We start from the raw sequence: 18,276 nt of genomic DNA on the forward strand, positions 1-18,276 counted from the left end.
AGTCTCATTTTTTTACGAAAGGTGTTTTGCACCATTATAGCGCACTCAATAAGAGTTGTTTTTTTTAGTGCAAAAAAAAAGCCCCGAAACTGTGTCGGGGCTTTTTGATGTTTAGTATGACTTAAACACTGTAGTAAAGATCGAACTCTACTGGGTGAGTGGTCATGTTTACACGCTCAACTTCTTCAGACTTAAGATCGATGTAAGCGTCGATCATCTCATCAGAGAATACGCCACCTTCTGTTAGGAAAGCGCGGTCATCAGATAGGCACTGAAGGGCTTCTTCTAGGCTACCAGCAACCGTTGGGATGGCAGCAGCTTCTTCAGCAGGAAGATCGTAAAGATCTTTGTCAGCAGCATCGCCAGGGTGAATTTTGTTTTTGATACCGTCAAGGCCAGCCATCAACATAGCTGCGAAAGCTAGGTATGGGTTAGCGGTTGGATCAGGGAAACGTGCTTCGATACGTTTTGCTTTCGGGCTGGCAACATATGGAATACGGATAGAAGCAGAACGGTTACGAGCTGAGTAAGCCAACATTACAGGCGCTTCGAAACCTGGAACAAGACGCTTGTATGAGTTGGTAGAAGCGTTCGCGAAGGCGTTGATTGCTTTAGCGTGCTTGATGATACCACCAATGTAGAACAAAGCTGTTTCAGATAGACCAGCGTACTGATCACCAGAGAATTGGTTTACACCGTCTTTCCAGAAAGATTGGTGCACGTGCATACCAGAACCATTATCACCTACGATTGGTTTAGGCATGAAAGTCGCTGTTTTACCGAAAGCGTGAGCGACGTTGTGTACGCAGTATTTCAATACTTGTACTTCGTCGGCTTTTTTCACTAGGGTATTGAATTTAACACCGATTTCGTTCTGACCCGCTGTCGCTACTTCGTGGTGATGAACTTCCACTTCAAGGCCCATTGTTTCCATTGCACCACACATTGCAGAGCGTAGGTCGTGATGCGAATCAACTGGTGGTACTGGGAAGTAACCGCCTTTAACGCGAGGACGGTGACCCATGTTGCCACCTTCAATTTTTTTGCCAGATGACCAAGCGGCTTCTTCAGCGTTGATTTCAACAGAACAACCAGACATGTCTGCTTTCCAGCGAACATCATCAAAGACAAAGAATTCTGGCTCAGGGCCGAAGAAAGCGGTATCACCCAAACCAGTCGATTTTAGGTATTCTTCTGCACGTAGGGCAACAGAACGAGGATCGCGGTCGTAACCCTGCATTGTAGAAGGCTCGATGATGTTACAGCGGATGATAACGGTTGGCTCTTCAGTGAAAGGATCAATCAAAGCGGTATCATCTTGTGGCATCATGATCATGTCTGATTCGTTAATGCCTTTCCAGCCAGCGATGGAAGAACCATCAAACATCTGACCATTTTCAAAAAACTCTTCATCTACAGAAGATGCTGGAATAGATACGTGTTGCTCTTTACCTTTAAAGTCAGTAAAACGAAGGTCAACCCACTTCGCGTCATGCTCGGCGATCAAGGCAAGGGTCTTGTTTGACATAGTTTTTCTCCAGTCGTAGTTTAAAGCTTTCATAGCTTTTCGTTTGATAGTGCTTCAAAGCAAAGCACAATTTCTCCAATATAAAGCACAACCTATGCCAGAAGTTTGTGCGGTCAAAAAAAGCCATAAAAAACATAAAGATAAATAATCTGTATAAAAAATATGCACAGAAGTGTGACCCATAAAAACACACAAAAACAACAAAACGCACCAAATTTGATCTATATTTTTTCTTTCGTTTTATTTTGGTGCAAATATTAAATTTTCGTATCTGGATGCTTTTCTTTATAATGCGCTCTCTTTTTAACCAGCTAACTACGAAACGCACACTTTTTATGAAATTTATTGTTAAGTTCTTCCCCGAAATCACCATTAAAAGCCGTCCTGTACGAAAAGCTTTTATTAAGCAACTTCGTCATAATCTTAAGCTGGTGTTAAAGAAACATGATGCAGACGTTGTAGTAGCAGGTAACTGGGATTTCATTGAGGTTTTATCCGATAAAGATGAGCTAAGAGACGATTTTACCGATACTCTTTCTCATGTTGCCGGTATCGCGCATTTTCAATACGTACGTGAGTTTCCACTGACTTCTCTTGATGTCATTGTTGACGAAGCGTTGGCTTCTTATGGGGATGTTTTACAAGACGCTGTTTTTGCCGTACGTGTTAAACGTGTTGGTCAACACGAGTTTTCATCCGTGGAAGCAGAACGTTATATCGGTGGTTGTTTGAAAGCCAAAAGTGGTGCTCAAGCGGTGCGCTTAAAGAACCCTGATGTGCTTGTACCGATTGATATTCGTGACGATAGAGTCTGGTTGATTGAGCAACGCGTTGAAGGGCTTGGCGGTTATCCATTAGGTTCGCAGGATTCTGTATTGTCTTTAATTTCAGGTGGTTATGATTCAACCGTAAGTTCATACTTGGCTATGAGTCGTGGCTTAAAAACGCATTTTTGTTTCTTTAATTTGGGCGGCGATGCTCATGAAATTGGCGTGAAGCAAGTGTCGAATTTTATCTGGGAAAAATACGGCTCGGCTTTGAATGTGAAGTTCATCACCATTCCATTTGAAGCAGTGGTGGGTGAAATACTGACTAAAGTCGGCAATTCTGAAATGGGCGTTATTCTGAAGCGAATGATGTTAAGAGCGGCTTCGCAAGTAATGGAAGGTGTTGGCGCAAAAGCCTTGGTGACAGGGGAAAGTATTGCACAGGTTTCCAGTCAAACCCTGGTTAATTTAAAAGTGATTGATCAGGTGACAGATGAGCTTGTTATTCGCCCCTTGATGACCACCAACAAACAAGAAATCATTGATAAAGCCATTGACATAGGTACGGCACCATTCGCTGCTAGCATGCCAGAATTTTGTGGGGTGATTTCTGTGAAGCCGACCACGCGCGCCAAAATGCATCGTATTGAACGCGAAGAAGCCAAATTTGACTTTGCTGTGTTAGAAAAGGCCATTGAAGATGCCAGAGTGATGTCGATCCAAAATGTGATGGACGATGTTGAGAAACAATATCAAGGTGAAGTGCCTGTTGTGCGTATGCCGGTGGGTGACGAAATCATCATAGACATTCGCCATCCGGACGAAGCAGAGAGAAAACCGCTTAAAGTGAGTGGCCGCCCGGTTAAAGCCATTCCTTTCTTTGCGCTGGAATCTGGCTGGGCCGACATGCCAGCGGAAACCACACACTTACTTTATTGTGGTAAAGGCGTAATGAGCCGAATCCATGCGTCTTACCTATTAGGAAAAGGCTATAACAACGTAGGCATTTACCTGCCTTAACCTTGTTTTAGGTAAAGCTCTGTATGAAGTAGAAGCCAACTCCTCAAGTTGGCTTTTTTGTTGCGCTGGATCTAGTGATTCTTTTGCAGGGTGAGGTAATTTTCTATGCCGTTAATTTTGTCTTCGGCATGATGGTTCACGTAGAGCACTGTGGTGTGTTGGCTAGCGCAAATTTTTTCGATTAGGGCCAATTCAAGATATCGGGCACAAATCACTTTCCTAAATCCTCCTTTAATTCTCGCGTTTTTCCCTGAGTTTAGCGCCATGAACAGCGATACGCTTTTTAACTACTGGAAAAAAGCCAACCATTAAAGGAGCAATCTGATGCCAAATAATCCCCTTCAAGGCAGGGCAGATCCGAGTGATAAATCGTCTGCCAATCCTATCACCGCTGTCAGAAAAATTGCCAAAGGAGCTTCATCAGGACAACTGTTAGGTGAACAACTATTGATCCGCTATGGCAAAGCTAACAATATTGAAAACCCGACAAGTATTACTCAACAGCAGATCTTGGATACATTTGTTGTTACTGGCTTGGACTTTGTTGGCCAGACCTCTCATGGATACGGTGCCAAAGGCGTGGGTGTTGGTATCGATTTTGGTGTCGATATTGGCAAAGCGGTACTGCCCGGATTCGTCACTGCCGGTGCTAATGTTAATTTGACTGCATCGGGTGCGAGCGAAGTGTTGGTCGCTTTGACCCGTCAACCTTGTGAACTTAATGTCTATCCTATCTGTTTGATGACCGCGAAAGGCAAGCTATGGGAAGGAGAATTGGGCATTGGCGCATCGATTGGATTGATGGCTTCCGCCTCAATCAATGCTTCGGGCCAGTCCAGTACTATGATGACCAGTGATGAGGAGGGTGACCGACAAAAAAAAGATGCACAGCAGCAGTTTGGTACTTATGGCACGTTAGCGCTAGAGCAAATTGCTTTGGAAGCTTCCGCTAGTATCGGGGCAGAAGCTAATGCCAAGTATCACGGTGAATTGATGATGCTACGAGACCCTTACCCTTCTTGGTATAACAGTGTAAGAGATCCGGCGCTAGAGGAAATTTTCTATGAACTGGTTGACTATGGTAGCAAAACAGGCAGCAAGTCGAGGATCAAACAATTCTTTGAGCGAGAAAGTAAAACGATAGGCCCATTGTTTAAAGAGTTAAGCTTCTGGCAAACCATTCAAAAGGCCATCACAGGCGGCAATATTCCATTTGAGCAACTACTAGGGAGTTTGTCCGATGCCAGCGAATGGTTACTGCAGATTCAGGCCATAAACGCAGATAACAAGCAGGGAACCAAAGAAACGTTAAAAAAATTATCTAAGGACATCACAGATCAACAGGAAGAAAACTGGTTTGTACGTCGTTTTGATAAGAATAAAAAGCGCGAAGTAAAAATAACCGCGCTGGAATATTTCGAAGAGCAAGGCTTTAACTTGTTGTTGCCCAAAAAAGGGTTAAGTGGCTATGCGAGTTTGAAGGACTGGCAAAATGCCATTTCCTGGATACAAGAAGCCTTAGCTTTGGACGCATCAAAGCTTAATGAATTGCTTGGTGAAGTTACTCATCACCAAAAAGTCATTGCCTACTTCCAGACTAAGCCTAAATCCTCACCGATGGTGCCAGCCTACTCATTCAGACGCAATCGTCTATGTTTTGTTAATTTATGGGGTCATGCTGCTGCCGCAGGAGCGGGTGCTAAAATTGAACTTTCGGGTAAGGCTACCCCAGCATTGTCGCTGGCCACTAATGCGGGGGTAAGTGTTAGCGGCGAGAAAAAATGGACGAGTTATCGCTTTCAACAATTTGAAGTATCTCCCGCTAAAAGCGAAGAGCAGATCGATGAGCGTATTTTTACTCAGGACAGCAGCATTACCTACACTCAAGCGGCCATCAAAGGAGAAGCGGCACTAAACATTTCACTGGTAGGCATAGATCCGGTGAAGAAACTCTCTGGTAAATCAGTAGAAGCTTCCAAGGATAAAGTCTTAGTCAATACCTTGGGGTACCATTCTGCCCAGTTCACCTGGCAGCCTATGTTAAAAGCGACAGAAGTCAAATTGGAAGAGGGGACAGGACTAACATACGGCTATTCCATTACAGTGGCAAACCTAAACAAGATTATTGCGAAAGCACCTGGTAGTGACAAGTTGTTGAATACCCTTGCTGACTTATTGCACGTATCGACAACCGATTTGCTTACTGTTATCACAGCTGGAAAATGGATTACAAAAAGCGAGCTACCAGCTCCAGTATTATTGTTAGAAAGCACGTTTGCGGTAGGTGAAGGTTCAAGTGCTCGTGTTAACTGGGGTGAACATCTTGAACCGCAGCTTTGTGAACACGCGCGTAGCCAACTAATTGAACGTACGAGCGCGGCAATTGAAGCGGATAAGAGTTTGTCTGCTGACGAGAAAAAATGCCTACAAACGATTCGCTTCCGCTATAGAATTGCGGATGTTTTAGACGACAGTAACTCCTTCAAATTAGGTATTCCAGTCGGCATATTCAATGTGGGGGTAGAGCTTAATGCGGTTGCACGAGCTGGCGCTTTCGGTATCGTCGATTTACACACTCATTGGTTTGGAAAAGATTCGGAATCTTTAAACCGTAAAGCCAATTATCCAACCAAAAGCGTTCCTGCTACAACATTATTGCATCAATAATAAAAAGAGAGTTTAAGTCAGTTACTTGTTAAGTTGTTGAGAGTTCCGCCTTTTCTTTTTAAGTATTGGCTCTCAATATCACCTTATAATTGTTAAGTTTAATTTTGTGTTTGAGGCCAACTCTTTTGAGTTGGCTTTTTGTTGCGCTGGACTTAATGGTTCTTCTCCAACCCCAAATAATTGTCTATGCCGTTAATTTTGTCTTCGGCATGATGGTTCACGTAGAGCACTGTGGTGTGTTGGCTAGCGCAAATTTTTTCGATTAAGGCCAATACCAGTTGACGATTCATGTCGTCCAATCCTAAACACGGCTCGTCGAGAATCAATAATGGTGGGTGTTTGACCATGGCGCGGGCGATCAGCAACAGGCGTTGGTCACCGTAGGAGAGTTTGTTAAATGGCTGGTCCGCTCTCTCACTCATGCCTAATAGTGCAAGCCATTGATCAGCTGTCGCTTTTTCCTTATCACTCGGTTTGCTGTACATGCCTATGCTGTCATGAAATCCTGAAATGATCACATTTCGACAGCTGGTGTTGACGCGGTACTCCCATTGTAGTGATGTTGAGACATAACCAATAAACTGTTTTATCTGCCAGATGCTTTCGCCGTTGCCGCGCTGGAAACCAAACACGAAGATATCATTCACATAACATTGCGGATGATCACCGGTAATCAGAGAGAGTACTCCGGTTTTGCCGCTGCCATTTGGGCCGCTGAGTTGCCAATGCTGTCCTTTTTCAATCGTCCAATTGAGCTTATCGACAATGACAGTGTCACCGTATTTGATGGTGATGTCCGTCAGTTTGACAAGCGGTTGGTTTGGATCAAGTTCGGGCAGTTGGTTGGCTGTATCAATGCCTGGGATGGTGAGTTTAGTGGTCTTTAGGTGGAACAGTTGGGCGAGTTCGTCGAACGCCTTTTTATCTTCTTTATCAATGGTCAATGCCAGACGACCAGAATCAGTCGAGGCGTCTTGGTGAGACTTTTCCATATAGGCCACATGGGTGATGAAATCTGGCATTTCATCAAAACGATTTAACACCAATACCATTGGTATGCTGTCTACGATGGACGCAAGGTGATTTTGCAGCATCGTTAAAGTATCAGCATCTAAGCCATCAAATGGTTCATCAAGAATAAGCAGATCTGGCTTGCTGCATAGGGCACGAATCAGCAGAACTTTGCGAGTCTCCCCAGTGGAGAGCTTGCGAAAAGCCCGATCTTGTAGATGATCTAGGCCAAATTTATCGATCAACTCTTTTGCTAAGATTTCATCTTGGCAATCTTCAAAGAGAATCTCATGCACAGGCGTGCCTTCTGAGATCACATCCATGATGTCGGCATCGTCTTTTTTTAATTCACGGGCGATAAGTTCAGCTTGAGCTTCAAAAGAGACTAAGGCAGGACGCTTTGGGCGACCATCAAATTGGCCGCTTTTTACTTCGCCAACACCTGCCAGCAAAGCTGCCAAAGCGGATTTACCTGAACCGTTGGCCCCCGTGATGACCCAATGCTGGTTGCTAGAGAGTTGCCAATTGAGGTTGTTGAGGGTAAAGCTTTCATCGAAATCCACGGTCAATTGGTTGAGACGAATGTCCGTTGCCATAGTAATCTTCCTCAAGTATCCAAGCCCATGCTAAAAACAAAAAAGCCGAGATGTTTTCTATCTCGGCTTTTGATTAGGTGTTGCCTAATATGAATTAAACGATTTTCTTCATGTCAGCCATGTGACCACGTAGAACAGCACCGATTGCTTCTACTGGGTGGCTACGTAACGCAGTGTTTACTTCGATTAGACGAGCGTTGTCTACGCCGTTGTCGTCAGATTCAAGACCTTTACCGATTACGTCAGTCTTGATGCCTTTCATGAAGTCGCCTAGTAGCGGTAGGCAAGCGTGGTTGTATAGGTAACAACCGTACTCTGCTGTATCAGAAATAGTCGCGTTCATTTCGTAAAGTTTCTTACGAGCGATGGTGTTCGCGATAAGCGGAGTTTCATGTAGAGACTCGTAGTAAGCTGACTCAGCGATGATGCCAGCAGCCGTCATGGTTTCGAATGCTAGCTCAACACCGGCTTTCACCATGGCAACCATCAAGATACCTTTGTCGAAGAACTCTTGCTCAGAGATTTCAACGTCGCCAGCAGGTGTCTTCTCGAAGTTTGTCTCAGCGGTTTCTGCACGCCAACCTAGTAGGTTTTTGTCATCGTTCGCCCAGTCTTCCATCATCACGCGAGAGAAAGTACCGTTGATGATGTCGTCTTGGTGCTTGTTGTAAAGCGGACGCATGATGACTTTCAACTCTTCAGAAAGATCGAATGCTTTGATCTTAGCTGGGTTAGATAGTCGATCTAGCATGTTTGTCACGCCGCCGTACTTAAGTGCTTCCGTGATGGTTTCCCAACCGTATTGGATCAACTTAGAGGCGTAACCTGCATCGATGCCTTCTTCAACCATTTTGTCGAAGCAAAGGATAGAGCCAGTTTGCAACATACCACAAAGGATAGTTTGCTCACCCATCAGGTCAGATTTTACTTCTGCGATGAAAGAAGACATTAGAACGCCTGCTTTGTGACCGCCAGTTCCGACAGCGTAAGCTTTCGCTAGAGCAAGACCTTCGCCTTTAGGGTCGTTGTCTTCGTGAACTGCGATCAGTGTTGGTACACCGAAGCCACGAACGTATTCTGCACGTACTTCAGAACCTGGGCACTTAGGTGCCACCATGATAACCGTTAGGTCGTCACGGATTTGCATGCCTTCTTCAACAATGTTGAAACCGTGCGAGTAAGATAGGCACGCGCCTTGTTTCATAAGCGGCATAACGGCTTTAACAACAGGCGTGTGCTGCTTATCTGGTGTTAGGTTTAGAACAACGTCAGCGGTTGGAATTAGCTCTTCATAAGTGCCTACTACAAAACCGTTTTCCGTCGCGTTTTTCCAAGATTGACGCTTTTCAGCGATGGCCGCTTCACGTAGCGCGTAAGATACGTCTAGGCCAGAATCTCGTAGGTTCAAACCTTGGTTAAGACCTTGAGCACCACAACCGATCACAACCAGTTTTTTGCCTTTAAGGGCATCAACACCGTCTGCAAATTCAGAACGGTCCATGAAACGGCATTTGCCTAATTGCTCTAGTTGCTCACGTAGCGGCAAGGTATTGAAGTAGTTAGCCATGATCAGCATTTCCTAATTTTGAAAGTGGAATCAATGATGAAAACACATTGAATAGGTTGTTCGTGTTACTCAAGCCGTCATGACTTGGTAACCAATGTAAGCTACTTTAGTGAAGTTTTTAATTTTCGTAAATTGATATATTTGCAAAACAATGTCCCATTTTTTGCAACGATAGAGTATGATGGTGTCTGTAAAAATTATTGGTCATTATTTTGAATATTAAAACCATCAAACATTTTTTAGCGCTGGCAGAAAGTTTGCATTTTGGCCGTGCCAGTGAAGAATGCCATATCAGTATTTCTGCTTTGTCGCGCAACATTCGTCAATTAGAAGAAGAGGTGGGAGTGGCACTGTTCACTCGAGACAATCGCACCGTGACATTGACGCAAGAGGGTAAGACGTTTTTAGCCTATGCCCGTGAGGCCATTAGCCAATGGCGTTTAATTCGTCATGAATTGTCAGACAGCTCTGATCAGTTGCACGGTGAAATCAGCATTTATTGTTCGGTCACCGCAAGCTATAGCTTTTTGTTTGAGTTACTAAATCGCTTTCGACAAGTGCATCCTGGTATCGAAATTAAGTTGCACACGGGAGATCCTGATGAAGCCATTAGCCGCATATTAGATGGTAAAGAAGACCTCACCATCGCGGCTCGTCCCGCCAATATGCATCCTAGTTTAGCCTTTAAACCCATTACCTTTTCGCCTTTGGTGTTTATTGCGCCGAATGAGCAACATCTGCCCAGTGTGCCGACGGTGCCGCCGGACTCTTCTGAGGCTTGGGCGCAAGTGCCTATGATAGTGTCAGAAGCTGGGGTATCGCGAAATCGCGTTGACGATTGGTTTTATCAGCACAACATCAGTCCGAAAATATACGCTCAGGTGGCGGGTAATGAAGCCATTGTCAGTATGGTGAGTTTGGGTTTTGGAATAGGCGTGGTGCCTAAAATTGTATTGGATAATAGCCCTTTGCAAGAAAGAGTGAAAATTTGGCCTGTGTTACCCGAATTAGCGCCTTATGATATAGGTTTGTTTACTCTGCAGAAAAATCTAAAAAACCCGATGATTTCGGCCTTCTGGGAGTTGATGGTGGAGCGTCCAAGCCCTTAAATTGTGCTAATTCTTCTGTAATTTGTCTTAAATCTTAGCTTGCCGAAAAAATCCATAATTTGCCTATTTCTTTATTGGTGAAAAAATGGACAATGTGCACCTAGTTTGGTCTTCTCTCTTCGATGGATTTTTCTTAGGTAATCATGACAGCTATACCGCCTTTAGAGGAAACGGTTTCACGCCGTGTCCAATACCTTCGTGTGTTTATTTTGGGTTTCAGTGCCTTTATTTTTAATACCACGGAATTTGTGCCGGTGGGGTTATTGACGGATATTGCCGATAGTTTTGCTATTGCGCCTGCTCAAGTGGGTTGGATGCTGACCATATACGCTTGGATTGTTGCCCTTATGTCTTTGCCTATGATGCTATTGACTCGCAACATGGAGCGTAAGACCTTGCTGCTTGCTTTGTTTGCGCTCTTTATCGTCAGTCACTTATTAACGGTATTTGCCTGGAATTATGGTGCCTTGTTAGTGAGTCGTATCGGTATCGCCTTTGCGCACGCGGTGTTTTGGTCGATTACGGCGTCCATTGCTATCCGAGTAGCGCCACCGGGCAAGGAAACCTTTGCTTTAAGTGTGTTGGCGACCGGTACTGGATTGGCTATGGTGCTCGGTGTTCCTGCCGGACGCATCATAGGGCAGTTACTTGGCTGGCGGGCTACTTTCGCCGTTATCACGCTGATTGCCATCGTGGTTGCAGTGGTGTTATTGAGCTTGTTGCCTAAATTGCCAAGCTTGTTTTCTGGCTCATTAAGCAAAGTACCCGAGGTGTTCCGAAATCGCATATTGCTGGGTATGTACTTGTTTATATTCGTGATTTTTTCTGCTCACTATACGGCATACAGCTATATTGAACCTTTTTTACAGCAAGTTGGCGGTGTCAGTGAGCACTTTACCACTCTTATCCTATTGTTATTCGGAATCGCAGGGATTGGTGGCAGTATCTTGTTTAGTCAGCTCGGTGATCGTGCCAATACACATATGTTAGTCATCAGTGCTGTCGTTGCGTCAATTTGCATGTTGGTGCTGTTTTTTGTGGCTCAGCGAACGAATGCTTTGATCTTTGCGATTTTGCTTTGGGGAGCGGCCATGATGATTATTGGCTTGAGTATGCAGATTAAAGTGTTGAGTGTAGACAGCAGTGCGGCAGACATCATTATGTCTTTGTACTCTGGCATCATTAACCTAGGCATTGGGGCGGGTGCTTTGCTCGGTGGACAAGCGATATTGCTTATTGGTTTACCCAGTGTGGGTTTTAGTGGCGCATTTTTAGGCGTTTTGGCATTGTTGATCCTTGCCTTATTGTTGAAATCGATTCAGCGCCAACAAGCTACTTCCATCAACACTAATCACTAGTTCGCATCGATGTCATCAAAGTGAGTTGCCTGATTGCGTCCTTGTGCTTTTGAGTCGTAAAGGGCTTGATCGGCAAACTTCATTAAGGCGTTTGCAACGATTGTGTTCAGCATTGAATACAATGGTAAAAGGACGATTCGCTTAAGTAATATGGCTTTAAACACAAGATAGTGGAAGATAGATGACTTATTGGTAGGCGACGTAAATTAGCACTAGATTCCTATTTGATGTTTTGGTCTGTTTCTTAATCACCGCATGGTCTAAGATGGGGGCAATTTTTTACTTCATTCACACCACATAAAAGATGTTTATGTTTAATTGGTTTAATGCCTCTATGACGAAGAAAGTCGGCGGTCTTGCTTTTATTTTGTTGTCTTTTTTGTTTATCGTTATTCTTTACTCTGCGCTGCAATCCCAACGTATTTATTGGAATATGAAAGAAGTTGCTGAGATTGATATTCCGTTATTGGAGGTCATCGCAGACATAGAGGTGTTGCAGCTTAAGCAAGATTTATTGTTAGAATCTTTGCGTTTACAACAACGTCAGGCGACGACACCTGTTATCTTATTCAATCCCTCTAGTCTCCATTCAGTAGAGGTAAGTTTTCATACTTTCAGTAAAGGGTTAATAGGGCAGTTAGAAAAAGCGGAAAAAATTCTATTAAATGCATTAACACTGGGCAATATTCGCCTGAACATAGAGCAACACCAAAGACTAATGGAACAGATTCGCCAGCTCCATAAACATCGTTTGGCTTATGAATACGCGATCAGGCCAGTGTTTCAACAACCCAGTATTGCCCTAGCGGCATGGCGAGATATTGAAGCACAAGACAAGCAATTACAGGCAGAAACAGATCAGTTGCTAGTAATGATAGGTGAGCTGGCGGTGAGCGTCAGCGCTAAAGTGGAAGAGCAAGAACAGCGTTTTGTAATAGTGAATGCCGTCTTGGGTATCTCGGCCTTTGCCATTGGCTTGTATTTAACCCTCTATATTATAGTGTCTTTTCGACGTCGAATTTGGTCATTACGGGGGCAAATTCAACATCTTCATCAGGCCATTTCAACGGACCTTGTTCAGGAAGAGAATACGCAATTTGGTAAAGATGAGCTGGATGAGTTGGAAATGGATTTGCACATTCTCATGGGGCGTTTGTCTTCTGAGTTAGACAGTCGCCAACAACTGGAAAGTCGCTTGATTGAGCTGGCGACACGGGACAAATTAACAGGTGCTTTCAATCTACATAAATGGGACGAACAGATTCAGCAAGCATTTGCGTTGGCAGAAGAAGACCATCCATTTGCTGTGTTATTAATCGATGTTGACCACTTTAAAAAAATCAACGATACCTATGGCCATGATATAGGAGACCAAGTGCTGCATAGACTGGTGATTGAGTTAAGTTCAAAACTTCAATTGCCAAGGGACAGTGTGTTCCGTCTTGGTGGTGAAGAGTTTGCGGTCTTAATGCGACAAACTGAATTGCCCGCTGCTACTTCGAAGGCAGAAGCGCTACGACAACATATATCTCAGTTGAACGTAGAAAATTTGCCCAAGATCACCATCAGTATTGGTGTGACGGCTGTTCAAGCAGGGGATGACAGTAAAAGCATTATGAAAAGAGCAGATCGCTTGTTGTATGAAGCCAAAGGCGCTGGGCGAAATCAAGTCATGGTTGGTTAGGGAAGCGATCGTCAGCGCCTTAAAAACGCTAACGTATCGCTTCCTATGCTTTGTTTGATAGGTTTTTATTGGGGTGCAAGATACGCTTTCAGAAAGTCATCAAACGGCAATTCATCTGCCGCCTCAATTGTCTCTTGTTCGTTAATAGAGGCAGTGGCTTGTTCCGCAAAAGTGTGTAGCAATTGCGTTGATAGAGGTTGAGCCAACCATTGTGATTGTTGCTGCTTTGACAGGTTTAACATGGCAGCTTGATAACCATTATGTTGCTGGCAAAGCTGCAAGAGCTGTGCGGAAGGCAATTTATTGGCATCTTTCAGCTTGTCTTTCTGTTGTTGTACGGCTTCAAGGTAAGCCGCATTCCCCGTTTGCGATACGAGGAAATGCGCAACTTCTTCTAACGCTTCCAATACTTTATTTGCTTTATCTGCCAGCTTGATAGGCCCGTGGCCAAAATCAAAGTCTTTCTGTAAGTCTCGGCCGTGAGCAGCAATTTGTTGTTGTAGTGAACGCAGCTTGCTGCATTCTTCTGCATCCAATCGTTCGTCTCCTCGCAACATACAGAACAATAAAAAGACGTCAATAAAATACAGGGTAGAGGTTTGCATCCCGATGGGAGAAGATGGGTCCAAGTCCATGATGCGCACTTCTATGTATTCGACGCCGCGAGACTGTAATGCCGCACTGGGGTGTTCACCTGATCGAGTGACTCTTTTAGGGCGAATGTCACTGTAGTATTCGTTTTCAATTTGCAGCAAATTGGTGTTTAGTTGACGATAGTGCCCATCTACTTTTGTGCCTATATCCTGATATTTTTGATAAGGTGTCTGTAGAGCTTTTTTTATGGTGCTGATGTAAGTATCTACTTCGTTGTAGCACACATATAAATCGGCTTGAGCCTTATTTTGATAACCCAAGTCACTCATGCGTAATGACGTTGCGTGAGGGCCATACCAAGTGTGATCACTCAGTTCTTCCAGACTACTGGGCTTGCTCGGTAAAAAACTGCTATCGACGGCGGGTGAGGCGCCAAATAAAAGTGATAAAAGCCAAGAGTTGCGGCGGAAATTACGGATTAATGCGAAGTAACTGTCAGATTGAAAGGCTTGTTGCTCATCGGCTGTTAAGTTATGGCGTCCTTTGTAGTTCGCTAAGAAGTGCCAGAAGTGATTGTCAAAGGAAAAGTTATAATGCATGCCCGCGATGCATTGCATAATACGACCATATCGATTGGAAAGGCCTTCTCGATACACTCGCTTTAGCTTGCCGGTGTTGGACTCACCATAATAGGCAATCGGCACATCCTCGTTACCCTCTAAGAAACACGGCATGCTGGCTGGCCATAAGACTTCATCCAACTGATCCAACTTATGATTGACTACTTGATGAATGTCTTCCAGTTCTTTGATTACCCCTTCTACGCTAGGATGAACTTGGGTAATAAACTCCATTAGCGCTTCAGAATAGTCTGTGGTAATGGCGCTATGAGTAAGGGTAGAACCTAAACTTTTAGGATGAGCTTGATGAGAAATACGGCCATTTGAAGCTTGTACTCGCAAGGCTTCTCGTTCGATACCTCGATGAAAGGTGATGGCTGTCGATGAACCGGAGTGCTGACAAAATTCCGCTAATGCGCTTAATGCATTGGTTAAGGTGGTCAAGAAGTGTTCCTTCTGCAAATAAAGCCAAATGATGTCGCAGATTGTACTCGGCCTGACTCTGACGCGGCAAGTTATCCATTACATTGTGCACAAAAGTTGCGGACTTTTATTATGCAGGTTAAGCATAAGCGCTAATGGCACTATTTGTACTTTCTTTAACTAAAGGATCATTATTTCAACAAATGACCATTGGCACAATTTTTAGAAATGTCCCCTGCCATGGCGCGGATCAGATTATCGATTGCACAAATGATCATTTTATGGCGAGTCTCTTGGGTTGCTGAGCCGATGTGCGGAAAGAGCACAGCATTGTCTAACTGGCATAATGGTGAATCAGCGGGTAAGGGTTCTTGTTGGAAAACATCCAATCCTGCTGCTCTAATTTGTTTGTTTTGCAGGGTTCTTATTAAAGCATCTTCCTCTATGACTCGGCCTCTGGAACCATTAATAAAGATACTGTCTGGTTTCATTAAAGCAAATTCCCTTGCCCCAATCAGACCTTCTGTTTCGGCGGTTAATGGTGTCATCACGCAGACGAAATCAGAGTTCGCCAGTAAGGTGTCCATGTCCATATATTGTGCTTTGTAGGCTTGTTCCGCTTGTGGATGGCGACGGCGATTAGTGTATTGAATCTTCATATCAAAACCTAAGTGCGCGCGCTTGGCCAAAGCTTGGCCGATCCGTCCCATACCAATAATGCCAAGGGTTTTGCCGTACACATCCGTGCCATATAGTTCAGGACCTATGGTATGTTTCCAATTTCCTTCCTTTACCATGTTAGACAGTTCGATAGTGCGTCGAGCAGTACACATAAGTAAGGCAAACAGGGTGTCGGCAGTGGTCTCATTGAGCACGCCCGGGGTGTGCATAACAGGGACATTGCGGCGTGCGAGATAGTCCAGATCGTATTGATCTGTACCAACGGAAATGGTAGAAGCGACTTTAAGATTGACAGCTTGTTCAAGTTGTTCTGTTGTCAATTTGATGCCTGAGCCACCAATGATTCCCTCAGCTTGTCTTAACGCCGTTAAAAACTCGATGTGATTATCAGGGTGAAAACCATCGAACTCGACGAGGTCAAAGTGAGTCGCAAGTCGCTGTCGCTCTCCATCTGGAAGGGGCTTGTAGAGCAATACTTTAGGCTTCATATCCATCCACTTTTTCTAAGGTGTTTAGTCGATCTCTTGTTGGTAAACCTTCGCTGTCCCCTCGCACCTGAACGGTTAAGGAGCCTAGTAAATTACCGCGACGGGCTGCATGGGTCATATCATGGCCATCCAGCAAGGCAGAAATGACCCCCACAGCAAAACTGTCACCTGCCCCTACGGTATCAACAACCTTATCCACTGGGAAACCTGCCACAGTGGCTGACTCGCCAGAACGTATTTTATAGTATGCGCCTTTACTGCCCAGTTTTACCACCACAGCTTGGCTGCCACCCTGTAAGTAGAAGTCAGCAATCGCTTCTGGTTGATCACTTCCTGTCAAAATTTTACCTTCTTCAATGCCGGGTAACACTATGTCACTTGCAAAAGCAAAGTCGTTGATTTCTCTAATCATAGTGGCTTGGTCTGGCCATAGGGCAGGGCGCAAATTGGTGTCAAAGGAGACCCGACAACCTTGCTCTTTTGCCTGTTTTAAAGCGTGTTTAGCGGCATTTCGTAGATTTTCGGAAACGGCAACTGACACACCGGTGAGGTGAAGGTGAGGTTGTTGGTGGAAGAGGCTAGTATCAATGTCGTCAGCGTTTAAGGTGGAGGCCGCCGAGTTTCTCCGGTAATACTCCACCTTTGGATCACTGCCATCCGTCACATTGGATTTCAGCATGAAGCCAGTGGCATTTGTAGCGCATTCTAATATCTGGTGGGTTTGAATGTTTTCGTGTTGAATCGACTGCTTAATAAAGTCACCGAAGCTGTCATTACCCACTTTAGTGATGTAGGTGGAATGAAAACCCAGTCTCGCCATGCCAATGGCCACATTGACTTCAGCGCCCGCTAAAGAGCGTGAAAATGAAATCACCTGAGATAAGTCCCCTGGCGTATCCGCCACAAACATGGTCATGGCTTCTCCAATGGTGACAAAGTTTGGAACAACATTCGACATGGTAGACCTCTTTTAATTTATCTTTATTATTGGTTTAAAAGACTATATATGGAACCGGTTCCATAAGCAATCTTAGTCGCGAAATTTGGCTTTCTAGGAGGGCGGCTAATTAGGTGGATTTTCGGACAAGGAGTTCGGCATTAAGGGTTAAATGTTGTGGCGCTTCTTGATTACCTTGAATGCGACTGAGTAAGCGCTCACAGGCGGTTTTTCCTATGGTTTTAGAGGGTTGGCGCATGACAGTAATACCACCCTCAAATAGTTGTGCCCATTCAGGATCATCAATGCCAATTAACCCAATGTCATGACGAATTTGTAGTTCGAGTTTTTTTAAAGCTTTGGCGGTGCTCATCATGGCCACGCCATTGGTGGTAAATATGGCTTTCTTATGTTTAGGAAATTTTGCCATGAAGGTTGAAATGGTTTGTGCAATAGAATCAACACACATTTTATCCGTTTCAAACACTTGATACTGGAATCTTGCGTTTTGTTCACAGAAGTTACTTATGGCATCCACACGTGCTTGTCTTGGCTCAACTTCCAACGATTCTGTGATGACCAATAAGGCATCATAGGATTCGCTGACGAGGTGCTGACAGGCTTGAGTAACGGCTTGCTGGTTATCCAGACCTACGGAATCATAACCGAGAGAGGTATTGATTCGGTCTACCAGCACCAGTGGGCAACTTAGCGATTGAAAATGGCTGACTTGTTTTGGTGTCATACCTGCTGTGTTGACAATTAAGCCATCGACACGATGCGCTTCTAATAAACTTAAATATTGTGCTTGTAGATCCTGTTGATTATTGGTGTTACACACCATCAACATATAGCCCTGTTGGCGACAGACATCTTCAATGCCTTGTAAAACATCTATGGAATAGGGGTTAGTCACATCCGCTAATACAAGACCAATCAGTTTAGATTGTCCTGCTTTCAGCATGCGCGCAGAGTGATTAGGGCGGTAATCTAACAGCTTGATGGCACAGGCGATTTTATCAACCATTTGTTCTGATAATTTATTTTGCTCGCCGTTTAAATATCGCGACACACTGGTTTTGCCAACATTAGCCTGTTTGGCAACATCTGAAATGGTGGCGAAGCCTTTTTTCTTCTGCAAACTGGTTCTCGATCATTGTGAATGGAGACCTTTACTCTAATGTATGCTGAGTGTTTTAGGCAATTTTTCTGTTATCACTGTTTTG

General features: G+C 44.4%; 12 protein-coding genes. 5 read left to right on the plus strand and 7 right to left on the minus strand.

Annotation, left to right across the window (positions count from 1 at the left end; genetic code table 11):
- Window positions 1-121 precede the first annotated feature (121 nt).
- Window positions 122-1,528: a glutamate--ammonia ligase gene (glnA, locus tag ACXAH2_RS01560; RefSeq protein WP_475076098.1), complete on the minus strand. Its 1,407-nt coding sequence runs from the start codon at window positions 1,526-1,528 to the stop codon at window positions 122-124.
- Window positions 1,529-1,863: 335 nt separating this feature from the next.
- Between glnA and thiI the strand changes: the two genes are divergently transcribed.
- Both thiI and ACXAH2_RS01570 read left to right on the plus strand, forming a co-directional pair.
- Window positions 1,864-3,315: a tRNA uracil 4-sulfurtransferase ThiI gene (gene thiI / locus ACXAH2_RS01565; RefSeq protein WP_475076099.1), complete on the plus strand. Its 1,452-nt coding sequence runs from the start codon at window positions 1,864-1,866 to the stop codon at window positions 3,313-3,315.
- A gap of 324 nt (window positions 3,316-3,639) precedes the next feature.
- Window positions 3,640-5,982 carry a hypothetical protein gene (locus tag ACXAH2_RS01570; protein WP_475076100.1) on the plus strand — a complete coding sequence of 781 codons (2,343 nt, stop codon included), beginning with the start codon at window positions 3,640-3,642 and terminating at the stop codon, window positions 5,980-5,982.
- A gap of 152 nt (window positions 5,983-6,134) precedes the next feature.
- Here the strand turns inward: ACXAH2_RS01570 and modF are convergent, their stop codons facing one another.
- Window positions 6,135-7,589, minus strand: coding sequence for a molybdate ABC transporter ATP-binding protein ModF (gene modF, locus ACXAH2_RS01575; RefSeq protein ID WP_475076102.1), 1,455 nt, complete (start codon window positions 7,587-7,589; stop codon window positions 6,135-6,137).
- A 94-nt stretch (window positions 7,590-7,683) separates the two neighbouring features.
- Window positions 7,684-9,156, minus strand: a complete 1,473-nt coding sequence (gene ilvC / locus ACXAH2_RS01580) for a ketol-acid reductoisomerase (RefSeq protein WP_475076104.1) — start codon at window positions 9,154-9,156, stop codon at window positions 7,684-7,686.
- A gap of 212 nt (window positions 9,157-9,368) precedes the next feature.
- Here ilvC and ilvY point away from each other — a divergent pair, with 212 nt between their 5' ends.
- From ilvY to ACXAH2_RS01595, 3 genes are all read left to right on the plus strand, one after another.
- Window positions 9,369-10,265, plus strand: a complete 897-nt coding sequence (gene ilvY, locus ACXAH2_RS01585; protein WP_475076105.1) for an HTH-type transcriptional activator IlvY — start codon at window positions 9,369-9,371, stop codon at window positions 10,263-10,265.
- A 143-nt stretch (window positions 10,266-10,408) separates the two neighbouring features.
- Entirely contained in the window at window positions 10,409-11,623 is a 1,215-nt protein-coding gene (locus ACXAH2_RS01590) for a sugar transporter (protein ID WP_475076107.1), read from the plus strand.
- Window positions 11,624-11,933: 310 nt separating this feature from the next.
- Window positions 11,934-13,307: a GGDEF domain-containing protein gene (locus ACXAH2_RS01595; RefSeq protein ID WP_475076108.1), complete on the plus strand. Its 1,374-nt coding sequence runs from the start codon at window positions 11,934-11,936 to the stop codon at window positions 13,305-13,307.
- 65 nt (window positions 13,308-13,372) lie between these two features.
- On the opposite strand, the gene gshA is transcribed toward ACXAH2_RS01595, so the two are convergent.
- The 4 genes from gshA to ACXAH2_RS01615 form a co-directional block, all read right to left on the minus strand.
- Window positions 13,373-14,965, minus strand: a complete 1,593-nt coding sequence (gshA, locus tag ACXAH2_RS01600; RefSeq protein WP_475076109.1) for a glutamate--cysteine ligase — start codon at window positions 14,963-14,965, stop codon at window positions 13,373-13,375.
- A gap of 170 nt (window positions 14,966-15,135) precedes the next feature.
- Complete coding sequence (locus ACXAH2_RS01605; protein WP_475076111.1) at window positions 15,136-16,113, minus strand: 2-hydroxyacid dehydrogenase; 978 nt, start codon at window positions 16,111-16,113, stop codon at window positions 15,136-15,138.
- A complete protein-coding gene (locus tag ACXAH2_RS01610; protein WP_475076112.1) occupies window positions 16,103-17,071 on the minus strand; it encodes a sugar kinase in 969 nt (322 codons plus the stop codon). Before ACXAH2_RS01610 ends, ACXAH2_RS01605 begins: the two co-directional genes overlap by 11 nt.
- Window positions 17,072-17,180: 109 nt before the next feature.
- Window positions 17,181-18,191: a LacI family DNA-binding transcriptional regulator gene (locus ACXAH2_RS01615; RefSeq protein ID WP_475076114.1), complete on the minus strand. Its 1,011-nt coding sequence runs from the start codon at window positions 18,189-18,191 to the stop codon at window positions 17,181-17,183.
- Between the last annotated feature and the right edge of the window lie 85 nt (window positions 18,192-18,276).

The sequence above is a fragment of the Marinomonas sp. ABL3_031 genome (genome assembly GCF_056161265.1).